12 protein-coding genes are annotated in these 14,712 nt (G+C 60.2%); 2 read left to right on the plus strand and 10 right to left on the minus strand.

Features of this window, described 5'->3' with window-relative positions; translation table 11 throughout:
• Positions 1-5: 5 nt before the first annotated feature.
• The 5 genes from prmC to VA597_RS16340 form a co-directional block, all read right to left on the minus strand.
• Complete coding sequence (gene prmC / locus VA597_RS16320; RefSeq protein ID WP_128743886.1) at positions 6-860, minus strand: peptide chain release factor N(5)-glutamine methyltransferase; 855 nt, start codon at positions 858-860, stop codon at positions 6-8.
• Positions 860-1,825, minus strand: a complete 966-nt coding sequence (locus VA597_RS16325; RefSeq protein WP_128743887.1) for a DUF1385 domain-containing protein — start codon at positions 1,823-1,825, stop codon at positions 860-862. Before VA597_RS16325 ends, prmC begins: the two co-directional genes overlap by 1 nt.
• Positions 1,826-2,025: 200 nt before the next feature.
• Complete coding sequence (locus VA597_RS16330; protein ID WP_243112547.1) at positions 2,026-3,459, minus strand: sensor histidine kinase; 1,434 nt, start codon at positions 3,457-3,459, stop codon at positions 2,026-2,028.
• Between the two features lie 98 nt (positions 3,460-3,557).
• Positions 3,558-4,268, minus strand: coding sequence for a response regulator transcription factor (locus tag VA597_RS16335; protein WP_128743888.1), 711 nt, complete (start codon positions 4,266-4,268; stop codon positions 3,558-3,560).
• Positions 4,269-4,289: 21 nt separating this feature from the next.
• On the minus strand, positions 4,290-5,639 hold the full coding sequence (locus VA597_RS16340; RefSeq protein ID WP_128743889.1) for an FG-GAP repeat domain-containing protein: 1,350 nt from the start codon (positions 5,637-5,639) through the stop codon (positions 4,290-4,292).
• A gap of 385 nt (positions 5,640-6,024) precedes the next feature.
• On the opposite strand from VA597_RS16340, the gene VA597_RS16345 reads away from it, so the two are divergent.
• A complete protein-coding gene (locus VA597_RS16345) occupies positions 6,025-6,576 on the plus strand; it encodes a PadR family transcriptional regulator (protein ID WP_326974874.1) in 552 nt (183 codons plus the stop codon).
• Complete coding sequence (locus tag VA597_RS16350; RefSeq protein ID WP_128743891.1) at positions 6,573-8,195, plus strand: NAD(P)H-dependent oxidoreductase; 1,623 nt, start codon at positions 6,573-6,575, stop codon at positions 8,193-8,195. The genes VA597_RS16345 and VA597_RS16350 overlap by 4 nt, the downstream gene beginning before the upstream one ends.
• Positions 8,196-8,320: 125 nt before the next feature.
• Here VA597_RS16350 and VA597_RS16355 read toward each other — a convergent pair whose 3' ends face one another.
• The 5 genes from VA597_RS16355 to VA597_RS16375 form a co-directional block, all read right to left on the minus strand.
• Positions 8,321-9,592 carry a M14 family metallopeptidase gene (locus VA597_RS16355; RefSeq protein ID WP_326974875.1) on the minus strand — a complete coding sequence of 424 codons (1,272 nt, stop codon included), beginning with the start codon at positions 9,590-9,592 and terminating at the stop codon, positions 8,321-8,323.
• Positions 9,593-9,690: 98 nt separating this feature from the next.
• The gene (gene pfkB, locus VA597_RS16360; protein ID WP_326974876.1) at positions 9,691-10,698 is read right to left on the minus strand and encodes a 1-phosphofructokinase; all 1,008 of its coding nucleotides are present in this window, start codon (positions 10,696-10,698) and stop codon (positions 9,691-9,693) included.
• A gap of 49 nt (positions 10,699-10,747) precedes the next feature.
• On the minus strand, positions 10,748-12,226 hold the full coding sequence (gene malQ / locus VA597_RS16365) for a 4-alpha-glucanotransferase (protein WP_128743894.1): 1,479 nt from the start codon (positions 12,224-12,226) through the stop codon (positions 10,748-10,750).
• A 42-nt stretch (positions 12,227-12,268) separates the two neighbouring features.
• On the minus strand, positions 12,269-13,375 hold the full coding sequence (locus tag VA597_RS16370; protein ID WP_128743895.1) for a uridine kinase family protein: 1,107 nt from the start codon (positions 13,373-13,375) through the stop codon (positions 12,269-12,271).
• A 136-nt stretch (positions 13,376-13,511) separates the two neighbouring features.
• Positions 13,512-14,699, minus strand: a complete 1,188-nt coding sequence (locus tag VA597_RS16375; protein WP_128743896.1) for a GH25 family lysozyme — start codon at positions 14,697-14,699, stop codon at positions 13,512-13,514.
• Positions 14,700-14,712 lie beyond the last annotated feature (13 nt).

The following is a 14,712-nucleotide window of genomic DNA, read 5'->3' on the forward strand; positions in this document are numbered from 1 at the left end:
CCTCCTTATTCCGGCTTCAGCCCGGAAACGACCCGTTCGATCCGATTGAAATCCCTGAAAAAGCGCAGGCGCTCCATGCCCGCGCCCGCGAAGATGCGGGCGACCTCCTCCGCCTGGCCCTCGCCTACCTCCGCGCAGAGCGCGCCGCCGTTCCGCAACGAAGGGACCCAGTGCGCCGCGATCGCCCGGTAAAAGCCGAGGCCGTCCGCACCGCCGTCCAGAGCCTCGCGCGGCTCCCGAAGCACTTCCCGCTGAAGGCCGGGCAACTCGTCCGTGCGGACATAGGGCGGGTTCGATACGATGCAGTCCAGCTCCCGGAACGGCCGCGCCGACTCCGGATCCAGAACGTCGAGCCGGACGGCACGCACGTTGGGAAGCCCGCTCCGCGCGATGTTCCGGTTCAGATATCCGAGCGCCGGTTCCATCCATTCGACGGCCCGAACATCGCTTTCAGGAAACCGGTCCGCAAGTGCGAGCGCCACCGCGCCCGTGCCGGAGCACAGGTCCAGCACGGCGGGCGCCGCCGTGCTTTCGAGCATCGCGGAGGCGGTTTCGACCAGCAGTTCGGTTTCCTCGCGGGGGATCAGCACGCCCTCTCCCACCAGCAGGCTCCTGCCGCAGAACGGCCACTCCCCCAGAAGATACTGGAGCGGCCGCCCGCCGCGGCGTTCCCGAATCAAATCGCGAAAGCGGTCCGCAGCCTCCGGGCCCGCCTCCTCCCGCGCGCGGAGGATCCTCTCCTGCCGGGAAAGACCGAACGCTTTTTGGAACAGGCAGTCCGCTTCAAAACCCGGGCCTTCGATTCCCGCGCGGGAAAGAGTTTTCCGCCCTTGCCGATACACCCCTTCAAGCGTTTCCATCAGCTCGCCTTCAGGTCGATCCTGTCCTCCCCGTTTTCGGGGATGACTCCCTTCATCGCGGCGATCGCGGTCTCGATCATCGAATCGTCCGGCTCCCTGGTCGTGATGCGCTGGAACCAAAGCCCCGGGGCCGCGATGATCCGGGTCAGCGTGTTATCATTTCTGCCGCAGTAGCGGATCATCTCGTAGCCGATGCCCATCACCAGCGGGATGCACAAAAGCTTGACCGCCGTTCGCAGGAACGGGTTGGAAAACGGAATGAAAAATCCGATGATGATTCCGACGAGGAGCATCAGCACGAGGAAGCTGGTGCCGCAGCGCGGATGAAACCGCTGATGCTTTCTCACGTTCTCCACCGTGAGCTCCTCGCCGCTCTCATAGCAGAAGATCGTCTTGTGCTCCGCACCGTGGTATTCGAACAAGCGCCGGATATCTTTCATGCGGGAGATCAAAACGATATAGCAGAGAAAAATCAGGATGCGCATCAAGCCCTCCAAAGGAGAGCGCCAAACGGAAAAGCCGGGCCCGGCCATACCCTGAACCAGGTTGAACAGCCAGGTCGGAAGAATGAAAAACAGCGCGATGGCCAGCAGGATGCCGAGAACCGACCCGATTCCCATGACGACGTTCATGATTTGATCGCCGAAATGATCGTTCAGCCATTTGTCGAACTTGGTTTCCTCGCCTTCCTCAATGTCTTCCAGGCCGGAAATCTCGGCGGAGCGCGACAGAGCCCGGTAGCCGACCGCCATGGAATCCACAAAGGCGAACACGCCACGCAGAACGGGCAGCTTCCAGAAGGAACTGCGGGCGCGCGGGTCTTTCGCCGAAAGCTCTTCCAGCGTGATTTCGCCGTCCGGCTTGCGGACGGCCAGAAGCGTTTTTTTCGGGCCGCGCATCATGATTCCCTCGATCAGGGCCTGTCCGCCGATGGATGTGATGCACTTTATTTTTTCTCTGGGCATAAACTCCTGGTTTCCTTTCTCAGACCGCCGATAAAGTTGCGCAACCGCAAAATTGCGTGCAATTTTGCTTGCCGCGTTGGCTGTACCTGCAAACCTCGGTCACATACAAGAAGTATGTTCCCTCGTTTTCAGATTTACCGCCTTGCCTTGCACAATTTTCGACGGTCTGCGCGGTTTTATCCGGCAGGCGGCTCTTGACGCTATGTCTCTTTCAGCTCGTTTTCCAGTCTGTCGTAGGTGGGAATTCGGATCGTGACGGCGGTGCCGATATTTTCATGGCTTTCGATGTCAAGGCTGCCGGAATGCAGATTCATGATCTCGTCCGCGAGCGCGAGCCCGATGCCCGACCCGCGCACGGTTTGATTCGCCTTGTAGAATTTCTTTTTCACGTTCGGCAGATGCTCGGCGGGAATGCCGCAGCCGTTGTCGCTGATGACGACGCGGATGAAGCCGCCCTCCTCATCCGCGGTCACGCTGATGGTGCCGCCCTCGTTCGTGTATTTCAGCGCGTTGTCCAGGACGTTGACAAACACCTGGCGCAGCCGGTTGATGTCTCCCAGCACCGGCGAAAGCATCTCCGGCTCCTCGTACAGCAGGAATTTATGCTCCGAGGCGGCCCGCTCGCTGAACATGTAGACGGCCTCTCCCAGCTCGGCCAGGATGTCGATTTTATCCATCGTCAGCGTCATGCGGCCGCTCTGCATGCGCGAAAAGTCCAGCAGCTCCTCCACGATGCCGGAGAGGCGCTCCGATTCCCGCACGATGATGTTCATGCCGCGGCTGAACGTCTGCCGGTCGGTGTCGCCGGCCTGGATCGTCTCCGCCCAGCCCTTGATGGCGGTCAGCGGCGTCCGCAGCTCATGGGAAACGGAGGAAATAAAGTCGTTTTTCATTTTTTCGCTCTGCCCCAGCTCGTCGGCCATGTCGTTGATGGTGTCGCAGAGCTGGCCGATCTCGTCGTCGTTCGACTTCAGGATGCGCGCCTTGAAGTCGCCCTGCGCGATCAGCCTGGCCGTCGCGCCGATGCGCTTGATCGGAACGATGATCGACCGCATGAAATAATAGCTCGACAGGATAACGAAGAGCAGGATCAGCAGCCCCGCGATGATCAGGGCGCCCACGATGATGACGATCTGCCGGTCCGCCTCCTCCAGGGAGACGACGTACCGGATGGCGCCGACCGTGCTTCCGAGATTGCTGCGCATCACGCGGGTCACCGCCATGACCTTTTCCCCGCCCGTGAGCCGGCCCGTCCAGGTGCCGTAGCCGCTCGCGCTTTTCAGGGCGGCTTCGTAATCCGGGATCTGCTGGTCTTCATCCGGCGCGAAGCCGATGGAGGTGATCAGGATCTTTCCGGAGGAATTGATGACCATCAGTTCCATGTTTTCCTTGTTCGGGAAATTTTCAACATAGCTGCGCGCCGCGGTGGAAAATTCAGTCGGGGATTCCCTGCCGTAGCTGGAAAACATGTTCGTCAGCTCGTCGCTGCGCCCGTTTAAAGCCGAGCGGATCCCATTGTAAACATACCCCTGGATCACGGCGGAAAGGGTCGCGATCAGCGTGACCACGATCAGCAGAATCACCCCGAGGCTGTTCAGCAGCCACCGCCTTGTGATGCTGCTCTTCTGGATCATGCCGGTCCCCCCTTTTTCCGCGGGCCAAGCCCCAATTCAAATCAGCGGTTCCCTTCGATCTTTGCCCCGCGCCTCCCGCCGCAGGCGCGAAAATGAGGCTACGCCCCTCCCTCCCATTTGTACCCGAGGCCCCAGACGGTGATAATATGCCTCGGGTTGGAGGGTTCATCCTCGACCTTCATCCGAAGTCTGCGGATGTTCACATCCACGATCTTTTCCTCCCCGTAATACGCTTCGCCCCAGACGTGCCTCAGGATATCGGTCCGGTCGAGCGCGGTGCCCGGATTGGAGAAGAAATACTCCATGATCTGGAACTCCACCTGCGTCAGCTCCACCGGCGTCCCGCGCCGGAACAGCGTGCGGTTGCGCAGGCTGAGCACAAATTCGCCCGAGCGGATCTCGTCCCGCAGAGCGCCGTGGCCGCGGGACTGCTCCAGCGCGACGCGGCGGTAAACGGCGTCGACGCGCGCGACCAGCTCGCTCGGTGAAAACGGTTTGGTGACATAGTCGTCCGCCCCCATCATCAGCCCGCTGACCTTATCCATCTCCTGTGTTTTAGCCGTCAGCAAAATGATCCCGATGGAGCCGCTCCTGCGGCGGAGCTCCTTGCAGACCGCGAGGCCGTCGAACTGTCCCGGCATCATGATGTCCAGCACAGCGACGTCGATCCCGTCCCCCTCGCGGTCGTAAATCTGAAGGGCTTCCTCCCCGTTGGCCGCCTCACGCGTCTCGTACCCCGCCCGCTTTAAATTGATGACGACAAATTCGCGGATGGCCTGTTCGTCCTCCGCAACCAATATTGTTTTCATTCGTCTACCTCCCCCGACCTGTTAATCTTGTGATATCACCTGAAAAGCCTCCTGAATCTCGCTCTTCGTCATGGAAAGGGGGTTATCCGGAGTGGGCAGGCTGGCGGCAAACACGGAATTGTCCTTTTCCGACAACTTGAAATAGCTCTTGACCCCTTCCCCCTGATCCCATTCCCTGCCTGGAAAAGTCTGGATGGTGAGCAGCGGCGCGCCGGTAAATCCCGCCTTGTTTTTCTGCGTTGTCAGCCACTCATAGACCGTCACCATGCGGGAGCTCGGGTCGAGCTTCGTCGTGACTTTCCCCCGCCACATATCGGGAACCAGAAACCAGTAGCCGTCCGAATAGTTGATGAACATGCTCATCACGCGGAACAGCGTTTCGGTGTCCGTGTCGTAGCGGAACCAGCTGGTCAGATAGGCGGAATCGTCCGCCGTCTTTCCGCTGTAGCCCGGCATCAGCGTCACCATCGGAATCTCGATGATCCGGTCGCCGTTGATGTCCCTGCTGACAACGGAGGTATTCCGCTCGGTGCTTTTGGCGCTTTTTGTCCTCGGGTCATAAAACGGCGAACGCAGCGTTTTCGTCTTTTTATCCCAATAAAGAAGCTCCGTCACCATGGTGTCCGCCGTCTTTACCCCGTCCAGAACAATCCCGACCTGCTTTTCATTGATCAGGCCCGTCAGGACGGAAGCGTATTTTGTCACGCCGATATCCAGCGGAGCGGAACCCATCTGCTCGATCGCGCCGCCCTTGACCCGCAGCAGCTGCGCCGAAGCCGGCTGGTCCCCGACCGTGACGCTTGCGGTAAAGATCTCGTCCCGGCCGTCCCCGTCAAAATCCATCACGGCCATCTCGGTGTAGCTCTGGTTCATCTGCAGTTCCTTCATCTGGCCGTTCTGCTGATAGTAGGAACAAATGTCCCCCGTGTTGTTCAGGCTGCTTCCCCAGCCGACAATCACCTCATCCTTGCCGTCGCCGTCCAGATCCCCGAAGCAGACCCGGTCCACATTGGAAGCCGGGTTGCTGAAAGAGCCCATGCTTTCCCATTTCCCGCCGTTTTGGCGCATGAACATCACATTGATCCCGGACGTTTCGTCGTCTTTCTGATAAAATGCGATTGCCTCGTCGTTTTGGTCCCCGTACAGATCGTGTTTGATGATCGCGGAGCGGTACTCGCCGGCGGAGGGATATTTCAGCGTCATTTTCCCGCCGGCCGTGCTCTCCAGCAGGCTCTGGATATCCGCCTCGTTCTCCCCGGTCGGCTTCGGCGCGTGCATCAGCGACTGGGCGTCCAGGCCGACGAAGGAACAGCCGGACAGGGAAACAACCATCAGAAGCAGAACCGCGATTACGGCTGTTTTCCGCTTCATGAAGCATCCCCCCTCCGGCTTTGATCCTGTTTATTATAACATGAACCGCGAAGCTGCGGAAAACGCGACCCGCCCGCAATTATGGTTTAATGTTCTCTCAGGCATCGGAAGCTTTGCTTCCGTTTATGCCGTGAGGTTATTATAACATGAACCGCAAAGCCGTGGAAAACGCAGCCGGCCCGCAATCATGGTTCAATGTTCTCTCAGGCATCGGAAGCTTTGCTTCCGTTTATGCCGTGAGGTTATTATAACATAAACACTATAAAAAAACAGTATCAAATCTGTAAACATACGCCCAGCCTCGGTCCCGCCGCGCAAGGTCTTGACAATAGTACACATATTGCATATGATACAAGTATACTATATGATGAATGGAGTGACAGGCATGTCGCTGAAACACGGATTGCTTGGAATCCTGAATTACGGGAGCATGACGGGATATGATCTGAACAAGGTCTTCGAAGATTCTCTGTCCTTTTTCTGGAAAGCCCAGCAAAGCCAGATCTACCGGGAGCTTGCTTCCCTGGAACGCCTCGGGCTGATCTCGTCGGAGCTGGTTGTCCAGGACGGCCGCCCGAACAAAAAAGTATACCGGATCACGGGGGAGGGCAGAAAAGGACTGGACTCCTGGCTGAGAAGCGGACTAAGCGACGACCTGTTCATCAAACGCAGCGGCTTTTTGATGAAAGTCTTTTTTTCCGGGGAACTCCGGCCGGAAGAGACGGCGCGGATGCTCCGCGCCTACCTCGCCCGCTGCGAGGCGGAGCTGAAGGCGATGGAACAAATCCCGGCTGTCATTGAAGCGCACAGACTCCCGGGGGACCGGCCGGAAAAGGCGCTTTGCTGGCGGATGACCGCTCTCTACGGGCTGGATTACTACCGGATGCAGATCTCCTGGGCTAAAAAAGCCATCGCGGAATTGGAGGCCGGCCAATGAACATACTGGTTTTGAACGGAAGCCCCAGAGGGGAAAACAGCAGCACGCTTCAGCTGGCCCGCGCCTTTCTTTCCGGCATGGAGCGGCAGGCGGAAATCCTCGCCGAGATCATTCCCGTGTCCAAAAGAAAGATTGAACCGTGCAGGGGCTGCTTTTCCTGCTGGACAAAAACGCCCGGAATCTGCGTCATCCGGGACGATATGGAGGAAATCCTGAAAAAATACCGTTCCGCGGACCTGGTTCTCTGGAGCTTTCCGCTTTATTACTTCGGCATGCCCTCCCAAATGAAAGCGCTGACCGACCGGCTCCTCCCGCTGAATCTGCCGGAGATCCGCCCCGGCGGCGCGGGCGGAAACAGGCATCCCGCGCGTTACGACCTCTCCGGTCAGAGGCATGTGCTGATTTCCACCTGCGGCTTTTCCAGCGTCAGGCAAAACTATGAGGCTCTTTCAAAACAGTTCGATCTGATCTTTGGAGCGGGAAATTATGAATCTGTTTTCTGCCCGGAGGGAGAGCTGTTCCGGCATCCGGAGCTGCGGGCCCGCACCGGGGAATATCTGGATCTGGTCAGGCGGGCCGGGATGGAGTACGCCCGCGCGGGGCGGATCCCCGGCGAAACCAGGGAGGAGCTCTCCGGGCTTCTTTACCCGCAGGAAATTTTTTTGCAAATGGCCAACGCAAGCTGGGCGGTCGATTCCCCCGCAGGGGGAAAAGAAAAAAAGGAAGGGCCGGACCAGGCCGAGGCGTTCCTGCGCCAGATGTGCGCACTCTTTCATCCCAAAGCGGCCGCAGGGCTGGCGGCGGTTCTTGAGTTTGAGCTGACAGACGTACAGAAAACCTTCCAGATGACGATTCACGGCGGTTCCTGTGTCCTTACGCCGGGAAGCGGGAAACCGTTCACCACGAAAATCATCACTCCGCTTTCCGTCTGGATGGACATTGCCGCCGGCAGGCTGAGCGGCCCAGCGGCCCTGAGCGAGGGAAAGTACCGGGTGCTGGGGGATTTCAGCCTGATGCTGAAACTGGACGAACTGTTCGGCGCCGCCCGGGGGGAAGACGCATCCCCGGCGAAGCGGGAGCTGAAAACCAACATGATGCTGTTTCTTTTTCCCTGGATCGCTCTGTGGGCCCTGCTTCCCTACAGCCGGACTGCGGGCGCGGCGGCGGGGATTCTCGCCGCCGCCGCGCTTCCGGCTTTGAGCGCGCGGTATCGGCTGACGCCCTATGAGAGAGCGGGCTGCCTGCTGGTCGGTTTACTCTCTTCGGGCCTTTTGATTGCGCCGGTCGGGACGGCGCCGCTCCTTTGTGTTTCCTATCTTTGTTTTTCCTCTCTGTGGCTGATCTCCTGCGTACTCCGCATCCCTCTGAGCGCACACTACTCCTGCCGGGATTACGGGGGCAGCCGGGCTTTCCAGAATCCGCTGTTTCTCCGCACCAATCGGATACTGACCGCTCTGTGGGGCGTTCTATACCTGCTGACCGCGGCATTTTCCCCCTATGCCATGCAAAGGGGAATGGCCGGGCTGCTCACCGCGGCCACCATCGCGGCCCCGGCGCTCCTGGGCCTGTTCACCGCATGGTTTGCCAAGTGGTATCCGGCGAAAGTTGCCAGAGGATAGCGGACCGATCCCCCGGCCTTTAAAAGCAGGGGATCCAAACCCTCTCCTCCGGAACCGAAGAAGGCTTCTCCCGCATGGCGCAGGAGAAGCCTTCTTTCGCGTAAAGCCGGCGGTACGCGGTGAAATCAGACCGTGGAAGTATAAAGGAGCATCGGAAGATTTTCCTCATAGATCGCGTCGAACTGAGAGATCGGGATCGGATTGGTCCCCTGGCCCACCTCTACGGTGTAACCCGGCCTGCGGTATTCCTGGGTGAACCAGTCCTTGTACCCGGAGTAGGAAGTGACCCCGGACGCCTCCTCCAGCGCGTAGCCGCTGATCCGGGCCATCTGCTCCCCGATGACTCTCGCCTCCTGCGGCGCCATATTCATGAAATTCCAGTAAATGACGCGTCCCTGAGAGTGATAGGCGATCACCAGCCGGAAATTGTGCGCCTGCGTGAAACGGACGACCGCGCGCGACTCCGGCTCCGAAAGGGGATAGGGCCCCGGGTAGCGGGTCGGGCCGGGGCCGGTGATGCCGAGCGCCTCGGCCGCCTCCCTGCCCAATTCCCAGGCGGCGTCGTAATTGTGGTTCAGGTCCACCCCGCGGATGTTGGCTTCCCAGTCCGTGGAGAAATCCGCGCTGCCGCCGTTCCACCGCACCAGATCCGCCGCATAGGGATTTCCCCTCTGCAGCCCGTCGATGACCAGGTTCACGCCGTCCGGATTGACCATCGGCATCAGGTAAATACTGCTTTGCTGCCACAGGGCGTTCACGTCGTAGCCCGCGGGGCTTCCGCCGTAAGCGTAGGCCCTCAGGACATCCTCGGCAAATTTCATCAGCACGGGCGTGGTGATCCACTCCAGCGCGTGATGCGCCGCGTTGTAAAACACCTGATTCGGCCCCCTGCCCAGCCGGAGGGTATAAAGCGTTTTCCCCAGCGCGCTGTTCCCCGAATTCGTGACCTCCAGGAACGGATACCGCGCTTTCAGGCCCTGTATGCTGCGCATCAGCACCTCATACGTAAACGCGGTGTCGGTCGGCACAACGTCAAAGGAATACGGCACCACGATCCGGCGTCCGGGCGTCAGGTTTTCCGGACTCGATTCCGGATTGGCCGTGGTCAGCGCCTGCACGGAAGTGCCGTATTTCTGCGCGATCCCGTAAAACGTGTCGCCGGGCTGGATCGTGTACAGATCGTAGCCCAGAAGGAACCGCTCCAGAACACGCCAGGTCGCGGGCCCGATGACTCCGTCCGACGCAAGGCCGAACCTCTGCTGAAAGCGCGTCACCGATTCGCGCGTTCCCGGACCGAAAACCCCGTCCACCGGGCCGTCAAGAAAGCCGGCCCGCTTCAGCACCGACTGGACCTCCATCACGTCGCTTCCCGACAGGCCCTCCCGAAGCGTCCTCATGCAATCACCCCAAATACACAATGATTCTTTGCTATCATTTGTATTGGGGTGACAAAGCGATTATTCCACCGACTTCCCGATTCCGTCGAGCGCGGGCCTTAATCCATTCTCTCCGCGGAAATCCGCGGCAGCATCTTCATAAAATCCCCGCGGCCGCACATCTGCGTTCCCTCCAGGATCAGCGAGCCGTGCGCTGCCGCAACTCCATACCGCAGGATCTCCGGCAGCGGAAGGCCCCTTACCATCGCATAGCTCATGCCGGCGACCAGCGCGTCGCCCGCGCCCTGCACACCCCGGACCGGAATGTCTGCGCCCGCGGAAAAGTACGCCTCGCCCGCGGTGACCAGCAGAGCGCCGTCCCTTCCCAGCGAAGCACAGACCATACCCGCTCCAAGACCGATCAGCCGCCGCGCGGCGCGCACCGCGTCCCGGCGCGAGACAATGCGTTCTCCCGCCGCCTCCTCCAGTTCCTCCCGGTTCGGCTTGATCAGGCACGGGCGCGCCCGGATCCCCTCCAGCAGGAGTTCCCCCCGGGCGTCGAGCACGGTTCTGACCCCATGCCAGGCCGCGCGTTCGGTCAGGGTTCGGTAATACGCTGCGGGAACGCCGGGCGGCACGCTGCCGTCCAATATCAGGAGCGACGCGCCCGGAAGGCAGCGCTCCAGAATGATCTCGAACTCCTCCAGCGCCTCCGGCCCCACTTCGGGGCCTCTTTCATTCAGCTCGCTCATGACGCCGGTCGCGGCGTCGAAAATTTTGATGTTCGTTCGCAGGGCTCCGTTCACTTCCGCGAAGTCGCAATCGATCCCCCTGCTTCTCAGGACATCCGTCAGGAACGCGCCGTTCTGTCTGAAATTGAGTCCCAGGCACCGCGTATCCTCCCCGAGATTTTTCAGCGCGGCGCTGACGTTGACCCCCTTTCCTCCCGCGTCGCTCCGGGAGGCCAAAATGCGGTTCGTACCTCCCGGCGCGAATCCTTCCACTTTCACGGTATGGTCAATACACGGATTCAATGTGACAGTGAGGATCATCTCAGCCCCCCCTTTTTTCCTGCCGAGCCGGAACCGTCCGGTCGCGCCGGGCCGGAACCGCTGTGCTCCGGACAAAGCATGAAAAACTGCCCCTCCCCACCCGGAAGGGCAGCTCTTCCCGCTCTCAGCATGTCACACGTCCGTACAGCGCGGCCAGCGAGCGGATCTTTTCGGCCAGCTGCGGCGTCAGCTCTTCTTTTTTGACCCGCCAGCGCCAGTTCCCGCCGACCGTGCCCGGCCTGTTCATGCGGGCAAAGGCACCAAGGCACAGATAATCCTGCATCGGGATGACGCAGGTGTCCGCAACGCTGCCGAGCGCCGCGCGGATCATGCCGTAGGTAAAGCCGCCCTCCCCCGATATGTTCAGATACCGCCGCGCGTACTCCACGTCTTCGGGCGGCGCGCTGTGCTGCCAGTCCTCCGTGGTGGTATTGTCGTGCGTGCCGGTGTAAACGACGCAGCCGCGCCCATAGCGGTAGGGCAGGTAATCGCTCTCTCCCCGCGAATCGAACGCAAACTGAAGGACCTTCATCCCGGGAAAACCGCTTTCTCTCAGCATGAGGCGGACATCGTCGGTCAGAAATCCAAGGTCCTCCGCAAGGATCCGGACGCCGGGGATCTCTTTTTTCAAGGCATCGATAAACCGGATTCCCGGCCCCTTCCTCCATCGGCCGCCCGCCGCGTCCCGGTCCGCGGCGGGGACGGCGTAATAGCTCTCAAAACCGCGGAAGTGGTCGATCCGCAAGGCGTCGCAGACGCCCGCCATGAATTTGATCCTGCGGATCCACCAGGCATATCCGTCCCGTTCCATCCGTTCCCAGTCGTAAAGCGGGTTGCCCCACAGCTGCCCGGCCGGGGAAAACGCGTCCGGCGGGCACCCGGCGGCCTCCGTCGGCCTCAGTTCGCCGTCCACCTGGAACAGCTCCGGACGGGCCCAGAGATCCGAGGAATCCGGTGAAACATAAATCGGGATATCTCCTATGATTTCAATGCCGTTTTGGTGCGCGTAGCCGGTCAGCGCCCGCCACTGGCTGAAAAACAAATACTGAACCGCCTTCCACAGACGGACGCGGTCCGGCAGACGCGACCGGGCGGCCTCGACGGCGCCCCGGTCCCTCAGGCGAAGCGGCGCCGGCCAGCCGCTCAGGGGAGCCATGCCGTTTTCCTCTTTCAGCGCCATGAAAAGCGCGTAATCGTCAAGCCAGTCGGCATTGTCTTCACAGAACGCCCGGAACGGCCCGTCGTCCTGGCTCAGCCGCCGCGCCGCGCGGAAAAGAAGCGGGATGCGTTCCTGAGACAGCGCCCCGTAATCCACGAACCGGGGATCGTCTCCAAACCGAACGGATGAAATTTCCCCGCCGCTCAAAAGGCCCCGCTCCCCCAGCAGCTCCAGATCAATCAGGTACGGGTTGCCCGCGAAAGCGGAAAAGCTCTGATAGGGGCTGTCCCCGCAGCCGGTGGGACCGATCGGAAGAATCTGCCAGCAGCGCTGGCCGGCACTTTTTAAAAAGTCAATAAATCGAAACGCCTCTTCCCCAAGGCTCCCTATCCCGTGGGGGGAGGGCAGGCTGCTCAAAGGCAGCAAAATACCGCTGGTACGAATAAAGAACGCCCCCGATCCCGTTGTTCCGCATTCTGCGGGCTGTTATTCCAAAGTTTCAAAATTCGAGGTATCCAAAGTCAGATCACAGCTCTCCTTGACTTTCATCGCCTCAAAATACCGCTCTTCCGCCGGGATCCACCACTCCAGAAAATCATGCAGCCTGTTTCCGCCGCTCCGGAGGAAGATCCTCTGCTGCTGCACATTGGGCAGGCAGGTCAGAAAGACGCGGTAATCGTAACAGGCGCGAAAATCGGTGTGAAGAGAATAGCTGCCCTCCACGACGGCGAGCCCGCCCGGCTGAACATCCACCGGCGGCAGCATGGTTCCGCGCCGGCAGGAATAGGGGCGGTAGCTGATTTTCTCCCCGCTGTGCAGAGGAACAAGAACTTCTTTCAGAAAGCGCTCCCGGTCGATGTTTCCTCCCGGCTGGGACATCCATTCCTTTTCGCGCCGCTCGGGCGGAAGATAAAAATCGTCCATATGGAACACGCTGCAGCCGAACACCTCCGACAGAAGACCGGCCAGAAAAGACTTTCCGCTGCCGCACCTGCCGTCCAGGGCGAAAATTTCCGGCCTCTGGCCGGGATGGGAGTGCATCCGCTCCATCACCGCGCGGAAAACGGGAAGGTAGAAGGAATAAGCCGCTTTGACGACCCGGTAATGCGGACCGTAATTTTCCCTGTATGCGCCGCTGTGCCGGACGGGGCCGTACCCTGAGGCGGCATACTGCCTCAGGAAGGAATCCATCTCCTCCCGTCCGACGCACAGCAGCCCTTTCGCCGCCATATCGCCGAGAAGCTCCAGCTTTCGCAGCAGCCTTGTCCTGTTTCCAAGATGGGTGTTCGCCGTAGCGGCGCTCATAAGGTTCAAAAGAGGAAGAAACTTCTCCGTCGCGGGACCCGGTTCGAGAAAAATCCTGCACAGGCCGTTCCCGATCGATTCCATGCGCGGCCCTTGGCCCGCCGATTCTTCCGGGACCGGCAGGGAATCATACTCTTCCTTCAGCTTCTCCAAATTGTGTCCGGGGTCCGGCCCCAGGTGAGAGCATCCGAATTCATTCTGATACAGGAGCTTGACATAATCCACGGGTTCCATACGGGGATACGCCCTGCTGTGCCATAGAATTACTTCAAAAAGCTTCTCATCCATAAGATCCCTCCAGATTAATCTCGAACCATTATAGCATAGCGGCCGGTATCTGTCGACGGAACGGCCGACAGGAAACGCCGCGCCGGCCCGCTTTCAAACGGTGCTCGGCACGGCGTTTCCTTCGTTCTTCCCGCAGTCAGGCTACTGCAACGACGCAGCGGCGGACAGCCTTTGCTCCGGACGCAGCGGAGTAAAGCGAAGTGCTGCCGCTGCCAGTCGCAGTGATTTTCACATAGTAACATCCGCCCGAAGCCTTCCGGGAAACGACCTGCATAACCGCGGAGTTGCCGCTTGAAAAAGAGGGAACTCCCGAAACGCCGTTCGGCGTGAACTTAAAGGTGTAGCTCTTCCCCTTCCGCAGGGCCATCGCGGACGGGCTGTCCGAAAGCAGAGAGAGGTCGGAAACCTCAGGAGCCGCGTTCGGGTAGTCCCGATAGGAATAGTCCAGGTCCACCTGAGCGGATACGCCCGCTACCGTTCCCGTGTGGGAGTACTGCCACATCGTGTAGCTGCCGCCGTACCTCGGCTGGCTCACGTCGATGTGGGCGACCCATTTGTCGTACGGCGCCAGAACGGAGCCGTTCAGCTTATTCGTGAGCATGTCAGCATAGCTGTACACGCCGGCCCGGTACCCGGCATCCGCAATGGTCTTGCAGAACGCCGCCGCAATGGCGGAAACCTGTTCGCTTGCAAGCGCATACTGCGAATCCTCCTCAATATCGAGGAAAACCGGATAATCCAACGCTTTCCCGTTCAGGATGCTCAGACATACGTTCGCTTCCTTCACCGCGTCCGCTTCGTCGAGGGCGTAGCTGCGGTAGTAAACGCCGACTTTGAGTCCGGCGGCCTTCGCCCCGTCGTAGTTCGCGGCAAAGGTGGAATCCGCCTGCGACAGCTCGTCGCCGTATCCGGCGCGCAGCAGGGCAAAGCTCACGCCGCTGTTTTTCACGGTGCTCCAGTCAATCGTCCCCTGTTTCTGGGAAACGCCGGAGACATCGATGCCTTTTACTCCGACCCGGACCGTGCAGCTCACGCTGCGGCCGTCCCCCGTCGTCGCGGTCACAGAGGCGACACCCGGCCCGGCCGCCGTTACCGTCCCGTGGGAAACCGTAGCAACCGCCGGACAGTTTGTATTCCAGAGCATCCCGTAAGTCACGTCCGCACCCTGAAAGGTCACGGTCAGTTGAACGCTGTCCCCCTTCGCAAGGTTCACGCTTGAACTGCTGATGGCCGGAAGCATCACATTCTCCGCCGCGGAAGCCGGCAGAGCGGCGGAAACCGCGAAAACCAGCACCAGCAGAAGAGAAACCCATCTTTTCTTCATGACTGCTCATCTC

It is taken from the genome of Caproicibacter sp. BJN0012, assembly GCF_035986805.1.
In the GTDB taxonomy this organism is placed as follows: Bacteria; Bacillota; Clostridia; order Oscillospirales; family Acutalibacteraceae; genus Caproicibacter.

Excerpts from the sequence above, each read along its gene's own strand:
- VA597_RS16345 (WP_326974874.1), top strand. The coding sequence starts at position 6,025 with ATGTCGCTGAAACACGGATTGCTTGGAATCCTGAATTACGGGAGCATG.
- VA597_RS16375 (WP_128743896.1), bottom strand. The coding sequence starts at position 14,699 with ATGAAGAAAAGATGGGTTTCTCTTCTGCTGGTGCTGGTTTTCGCGGTT.
- VA597_RS16350 (WP_128743891.1), top strand. The coding sequence starts at position 6,573 with ATGAACATACTGGTTTTGAACGGAAGCCCCAGAGGGGAAAACAGCAGC.
- VA597_RS16370 (WP_128743895.1), bottom strand. The coding sequence starts at position 13,375 with ATGGATGAGAAGCTTTTTGAAGTAATTCTATGGCACAGCAGGGCGTAT.
- prmC (WP_128743886.1), bottom strand. The coding sequence starts at position 860 with ATGGAAACGCTTGAAGGGGTGTATCGGCAAGGGCGGAAAACTCTTTCC.
- VA597_RS16355 (WP_326974875.1), bottom strand. The coding sequence starts at position 9,592 with ATGAGGACGCTTCGGGAGGGCCTGTCGGGAAGCGACGTGATGGAGGTC.
- VA597_RS16330 (WP_243112547.1), bottom strand. The coding sequence starts at position 3,459 with ATGATCCAGAAGAGCAGCATCACAAGGCGGTGGCTGCTGAACAGCCTC.
- VA597_RS16325 (WP_128743887.1), bottom strand. The coding sequence starts at position 1,825 with ATGCCCAGAGAAAAAATAAAGTGCATCACATCCATCGGCGGACAGGCC.
- VA597_RS16340 (WP_128743889.1), bottom strand. The coding sequence starts at position 5,639 with ATGAAGCGGAAAACAGCCGTAATCGCGGTTCTGCTTCTGATGGTTGTT.
- VA597_RS16335 (WP_128743888.1), bottom strand. The coding sequence starts at position 4,268 with ATGAAAACAATATTGGTTGCGGAGGACGAACAGGCCATCCGCGAATTT.